Consider the following 6,318-nt stretch of genomic DNA (forward strand, 5'->3'; position numbering starts at 1 on the left):
GGGCTTATTCTTCGCCGATGCGCGTCATGGCCCGGCGGTCGCGCTTGGTCGGCCGCCCCTTGATGTCCATGCTGGGCTCGGGGAACAGGCGGCGCGCCGTCTTGTCGTTTTCGCGCTTGGCGATGCTCTCGTCGGTCTCGAAGTACAGGGTGCGCGCCACCGGCGCCGGGCCGCGCGTGCCGGAGATGGCGGCGACGATCACTTCCCAGCGATCGGAGCCGTTATCGATGAGGATCCTGTCGTTCACCTTGACGTTGCGGGCCGGCTTGACCGGTTCGCCATCGATGCGCACCCGCCCGCGGTCGATCGCGTCGGTTGCCATCGAGCGCGTCTTGAAGAAGCGGGCCGCCCAAAGCCATTTGTCGATGCGTACGTTGTTCTCTTCCATCGTGTTCCTCATACTTCCATTCATGCGTAGCCGATCGCGAAGATCCGCATCACCAGTTTGTAGAGCATGTAGGCCATGCCGTAGCTTGCCCGCCGAACCCACCCGATGTGCCTGTATTCCTCGGCCCGGATCGGGGTGCCGTCGGCGATCCCACGTTCTATATGGGTACGCAATGTCGCAGCAAAAGCCTGGTCCAGCACCACCACGTTCGCTTCCTGGTTCAGGAACAGCGACAGCCCGTCGCAGTTGCTGGAACCGACCGTGGCCCAGTCGTCGTCCACCACCGCCACCTTGGCATGCAGCTGGGTCTTGCGGTACTCGACCACCCGGATGCCGTCGGCCAGCAGCTTCGGGTAGAAGGAGTGGGCGACCATGTCCTGGATGCGGAACTCGCCGACCCCGATGAGCAGGGTTACCTGCACGCCGCGCCGCGCCGCATGGGCCAGCGCCTTGCGGAACTTGCGGCCGGGGGCGAAATACGGCGTGGCCAGCAGCACGCTGTCCCTGGCCCGGCCCAGCGCCTGCAGATACGCCCGCTGGATCGTGGAACGGTTGCGCAGGTTGTCGCGCACCACGAAGGCGGCGCGCGCCGGATGCGCACAGGACTGCGGCGGCTCCTTGCGCATTTCCTTGAACAGCTCGATGCGCTGGCGGATCTTGAGGCGCCCCGCGCGCAGCCACTGCCCCTGGGCCTCGTCGTGGATCTGGGCCACCAGCGGCCCCGCTACCCGTACCGTGAAATCCCAGCGCGGGGCCGGCAGGCGGTGGTGGTCGGCGTGGTCGCACTGCCAGTCGTCGTTGACGTTGATGCCGCCCACGAAGGCGACGTCGCGGTCGATGACGGCGATCTTGCGGTGCGAACGGGCGATGCCGCGGCGGCACCAGGGATTGAAGATGCGGTACTGGATGCCCGCTTCCGCGAACGCGGCGCCGAGGCGCCTGGCCGGCAAGTGCTCGGTGCCGATCCAGTCCACCAGCACGCGCACCTTGACGCCGCGCCGGGCGGCGCGGATCAGGGCGTCGCGCACGGCCTGTGCGGTGGCGTCCTCGCCGAAGATATAGGTCTCGAAGAAGACCTCGTACCGGGCCGCATCGAGCGCCGCGATCAGCGCCGGGAAATAGGCGGTGCCGCTTTCCAGCAGGGCGACGTCGTTGTCGTCTACGAAGCTGACATGGCGCATGGCGCTATGCCAGCTGTAGTTCCGCCACGATCGGTGCGTGGTCGGACAGCTTGGCCCATAGCGGGCCGTGCATCACCTGGGCGTTGTCGACCTTGAAGCCGCGCACGTAGATGCGGTCGAGGCGGAACCACGGCAGCATGGCCGGGAAGGTGCGCGCCGGCGCCAGGCGCGGCTGGCGCCGCGGGGGCGGCTGGCGGCCGGCCCAGCCGCGCACCATGTCGCCCAGCGGCGACTTCGGGCCCAGCTCGTCGAACACCTCCTTCACCCCGAGCGCATTGCGCAGGCGGTCACTGAGGGTATTGCGCCAGTCGTTGAAGTCGCCGGCGATGATCACCGGCTCGCCGTGCGAGGAGGTGTTGACGTGCTCGATCAGGGCCTCGGCCTGGCGCCCGCGGCTGCCTTCGAACAGGCCCAGGTGCACCACGTAGCAGTGGACCTTGCCGGCCTGGGTGTTGAGCACGCAGTGCAGGATGCCGCGCTGTTCGTAGGCGTGGTCGGAGATGTCGTGGTTGTGCGAATTCTCGATCGGGAAGGCGCTCAGCAGGGCATTGCCGTGGTGGCCGTGGTCGTACACGGCGTTCATGCCATAGGCGCTGTGGTGCTTTTCGTTCTTGAAGTAATCGTACTGCGCCGTCTCCGGCCAGTGCCGGTGCGCGAGGTCTTCCTTGCCGTAGCGCGCCTGGAAGCGGTCGTGCCGGCCCTGCACTTCCTGCAGGAAGACAACGTCGGCATTGAATTCAGCGATCGCCTTCTTCAGCGCAATGACGCGCGGATGACTGCGCAGCGAGGAGACGCCCTTGTGGATATTGTAGGTGGCCACACGAATTTTCATGGGAACATTCTAACAACAAGCCGTGGCGTCCCCCGCTAAACCGGCCCCAATCGTGCGCTTAGCGAGAAATGTGCCTCGGCAATTGCAGAATCGCTTCGGCATTCGAGGGCGAGAAGCAGCGGTCGGCCGCCTCCAGGCAAGGCAGCCAGGCGTATCGCAGGTGCTCGCGCGGGCTCAGGGTGATGGGGATAGTGCGTGGCACGCAGACGGAAAACACGTGTTCGGTGTTGTGGGTGACGCCCGGCGCATAGCGGTGGCGCCAGACGGGGTAGATCTCGTAGATGTTGGAGAGCTGCCAGTCGTGCAGGCGAATGGCGTCGCCGTCGGCCGCGATGCCGGTTTCCTCGAATAGCTCGCGGGCGGCGGTCTGGATCAGCGGTTCGTCGTGCGTGTCGAGCGAGCCGGTGACGGATTGCCAGAAGCCCGGGCGGTCGGCGCGTTCGATCAGCAGCACTTCCATGTCGGGGGTGTGGATGACGACCAGGACCGATTCGGGAATTTTGTAGGGCATGGGGGCAGATAAAACAAACGCGGGCGCCGCCATTTTATATGGCCGCGCCCGCGTTGGTTGAACGCGCGGTCGGCAAAGCCGACCACCCTAGCTGTTTACGCGACTTTCTGCTCGTTGCGCAGGCGGATGTGCAGTTCCTTGAGCTGCTTCTCGTCGACTTCCGACGGGGCGTTGGTCAGCAGGCACTGGGCACGCTGGGTCTTCGGGAAGGCGATCACGTCGCGGATCGACTCGGAGCCGGTCATCAGGGTGATCAGGCGGTCCAGGCCGAAGGCCAGGCCACCGTGCGGCGGCGCGCCGTACTGCAGGGCATCCAGCAGGAAGCCGAACTTCAGCTGGGCTTCCTCGGCGTCGATCTTCAGCGCGCGGAACACCTTGCTCTGGACTTCTTCGCGGTGGATACGGATCGAGCCGCCGCCCAGCTCCCAGCCATTCAGGACCATGTCGTAGGCCTTGGCGACGCAGGCGCCCGGGTTGGTTTCCAACATGTCTTCGTGGCCGTCCTTCGGTGCGGTGAACGGGTGGTGGGTGGCATTCCAGCGGTCGCCGTCTTCGTCGTACTCGAACATCGGGAAGTCGATGACCCACAGCGGCGCCCAGACGTCGTCGAACAGGCCGGCCTTCTTGCCGAATTCCGAGTGGCCGATCTTCACGCGCAGCGCGCCGATCGCATCGTTGACGACCTTGGCCTTGTCGGCGCCGAAGAAGATCAGGTCGCCATCTTCGGCGCCCGTCAGGGCCAGGATCTGGGCCAGCACGTCGTCCGAGATATTCTTGACGATCGGCGACTGCAGGCCGTCACGGCCCTTGGCCTTCTCGTTGACCTTGATGTAGGCCAGGCCCTTGGCGCCGTAGATGGCGACGAACTGGGTGTACGCGTCGATTTCCGAACGCGGCATCGAACCGCCCTGCGGCACGCGCAGGCCGACCACGCGGCCGCCCGGCATGTTGGCGGCGGAGTTGAACACCTTGAACTCGACCGACTTCATCAGCTCGGTCAGTTCGGTGAACTGCAGTTTCACGCGCATGTCCGGCTTGTCCGAACCATAGGAGCCCATGGCGGTGGCGAAGTCCATCACCGGGAACGGGTTCGGCAGGTCGATCCCGGCCGCGTTCCTGAAGACGACGCGCATCATGTCTTCGAACAGGTCACGGATTTCCTGTTCGGTCAGGAACGAGGTTTCGCAGTCGATCTGGGTGAATTCCGGCTGGCGGTCGGCGCGCAGGTCTTCGTCGCGGAAGCACTTGGTGATCTGGTAGTAGCGGTCGAAGTTGGCGACCATCAGCAGCTGCTTGAACAGCTGCGGCGACTGCGGCAGCGCGAAGAAGTTGCCCGGGTTGACGCGCGAGGGCACCAGGTAGTCGCGCGCGCCTTCCGGGGTCGACTTGGTCAGCATCGGGGTCTCGATGTCGATGAAGCCCAGGTTGTCGAGGTACTTGCGTACTTCCATCGACACCTTGTAGCGCAGGCGCAGGTTGTGCTGCATCTGGTTGCGGCGCAGGTCGAGCACGCGGTGGGTCAGGCGGGTGGTTTCCGACAGGTTGTCGTCGTCCAGCTGGAAGGGCACCGGCACCGATGCATTCAGCACTTCCAGGGCGCTGGTGTTGATCTCGATCTTGCCCGACTTCAGGTTGGCGTTGGCGGTGCCTTCCAGGCGGTTCACGACGGTGCCGGTGATGCGCAGGCAGTACTCGTTGCGCACGTGCTCCGCGGCCTTGAACACCTCGGCGTTATCCGGATGGCAGACCACCTGCACCAGGCCTTCGCGGTCGCGCAGGTCGATGAAGATCACGCCGCCGTGGTCGCGGCGGCGGTGCACCCAGCCGCACAGGCTGACGGTTTGGCCCAGCAGTTCCTCGGTGACGAGGCCGCAGTAGTGAGTACGCATGGAGGACATAATTTTCGTTCCAGGTTGGTTGGTTCGGTAAAGGCCAGGGCCTATTCTTGATCTTTGATCGTTGATGCTGCGTGTTCTTGGTTGGCGCTATTCCGGAGCGACGACGCCCATCGAGACGATGTGCTTCAGGGCCGCATCCACGGACATGTTCAGTTCCACGACCTTGCTGCGTTCCATCATCAGGAAGAAGCCCGAGGTCGGGTTCGGGGTGGTCGGCACGTACACGCTCACGTAGTCGCCCACCAGGTGGTTCTTCACGTCCCCGCCCGGCACGCCGGTGAGGAAAGCGATGGTATAGGAATCCGCGTGCGGGTACGGGATCAGGACAGGCGTGCGGAACGCGTTGCCCGAGGACGAGAACAGCGTGTCCGACACCTGCTTGACGCTGCCGTACAGCGAGCTGACCACCGGGATGCGCTTCATGATCCGGTCGCCCACGCGGACGACGTAGCCGCCGATCAGGTTGTTGGTCAGCAGGCCGGTGAGGAACACGATGGCGAGCGTCAGCACGGCGCCGAAGCCCGGCACGTCCATGCCGAACAGCTGGCGCGGCTGCCAGGCTGCGGGCACGAACAGCAGGGACTGGTCCAGCGTGCTGATGATCATGCTCAGCACCCAGGCCGTGATCACCAGGGGCACCAGCACCAGCAGGCCCGTCAGGAAATATTTGCGCATCGCGTTCTCTTGTTCTTGTCCAGGCTGCGGCCAGGCAGGCCGCAGCGCCACTCACATCAGGTACTGCCCTTGTCTCCGCCGCCGGCGGCTGCCGGCGCCGGGGCCGGCGTGCTGGCGGCACTGGCGCCGCCGTCCGATGCGGCCGCTGGGGCCGCGCCACCAGCCGTGCCGGTGGCAGGCGGCGTGCCGCCGCGGAAGTCGGTGACATACCAACCCGATCCCTTCAACTGGAAGCCGGCAGCGGTCACCTGTTTTTTGAAGGCTTCCTTGCTGCACGACGGGCAGATGGTCAGCACCGGGTCGGAAATTTTTTGCAGTACATCCTTGGTAAAACCGCATTCATCGCAGCGGTAAGCGTAAATCGGCATCTGATACTCCGCAAAAATCTTCAAAACCCTGAATTATAAAGCTTTTACGTGAGACTTTGCCTGTTTTGGCTGCAGCGCCGGACCGGGATTGGTTTCGGTCGCCAGCACGGGTGTTGTTTTTCTTCATCGCTGCACATTGTTTCATTTGCTCAAGAAGAGCTGCGGGTGATTAAATAGCATCTTTCTTAAGAACATGATGGCAGCAGGCAAGCACTGCTGCCCACAGTTAAGAAGAAACAGAAGATTTTGCGCGGTGCTGCACCGCCGCTGGTCCGTAAAAGAACGCTGTATTTCAAGAGCCCGCTCCAAGCGGGCTTTTCTTTTGGATGTCCGTAGGGTGGTCGGCTCTGAACTGACCCCAAATTGTTGGACGTTAAGTCGTTAAGCGCCCATGGCCTGGGTCCTGTACTGTACAGGGCTTTGGCCTTTTAGTTTAAGTTTGATGCGGTCGTTATTGTAATACCT

The 6,318-nt window shown here is 63.8% G+C and carries 8 protein-coding genes; all 8 read right to left on the bottom strand.

What is annotated here, in order from left to right:
• Positions 1-4 precede the first annotated feature (4 nt).
• Positions 5-400 (bottom strand): RNA-binding S4 domain-containing protein, encoded by a 396-nt coding sequence (locus tag AC56KL_RS16940; protein ID WP_497181337.1) that lies wholly within the window; start codon positions 398-400, stop codon positions 5-7.
• 8 nt (positions 401-408) lie between these two features.
• Positions 409-1,569 (bottom strand): cardiolipin synthase ClsB, encoded by a 1,161-nt coding sequence (gene clsB / locus AC56KL_RS16945; protein ID WP_497181338.1) that lies wholly within the window; start codon positions 1,567-1,569, stop codon positions 409-411.
• A gap of 4 nt (positions 1,570-1,573) precedes the next feature.
• Positions 1,574-2,401, bottom strand: coding sequence for an endonuclease/exonuclease/phosphatase family protein (locus AC56KL_RS16950; RefSeq protein WP_497181339.1), 828 nt, complete (start codon positions 2,399-2,401; stop codon positions 1,574-1,576).
• Between the two features lie 58 nt (positions 2,402-2,459).
• Entirely contained in the window at positions 2,460-2,912 is a 453-nt protein-coding gene (gene nudB, locus AC56KL_RS16955) for a dihydroneopterin triphosphate diphosphatase (RefSeq protein WP_497181340.1), read from the bottom strand.
• A gap of 95 nt (positions 2,913-3,007) precedes the next feature.
• Positions 3,008-4,801 (bottom strand): aspartate--tRNA ligase, encoded by a 1,794-nt coding sequence (aspS, locus tag AC56KL_RS16960; RefSeq protein ID WP_497181341.1) that lies wholly within the window; start codon positions 4,799-4,801, stop codon positions 3,008-3,010.
• 96 nt (positions 4,802-4,897) lie between these two features.
• Positions 4,898-5,485 (bottom strand): DUF502 domain-containing protein, encoded by a 588-nt coding sequence (locus AC56KL_RS16965; protein ID WP_497181342.1) that lies wholly within the window; start codon positions 5,483-5,485, stop codon positions 4,898-4,900.
• Positions 5,486-5,541: 56 nt separating this feature from the next.
• Complete coding sequence (locus AC56KL_RS16970) at positions 5,542-5,853, bottom strand: FmdB family zinc ribbon protein (RefSeq protein ID WP_497181345.1); 312 nt, start codon at positions 5,851-5,853, stop codon at positions 5,542-5,544.
• A gap of 381 nt (positions 5,854-6,234) precedes the next feature.
• A partial coding sequence (locus AC56KL_RS16975) for an IS3 family transposase (protein WP_497178958.1) occupies positions 6,235-6,318 on the bottom strand: 84 nt, incomplete at its 5' end.

It is taken from the genome of Telluria sp. ZB4P34 (genome assembly GCF_059686055.1).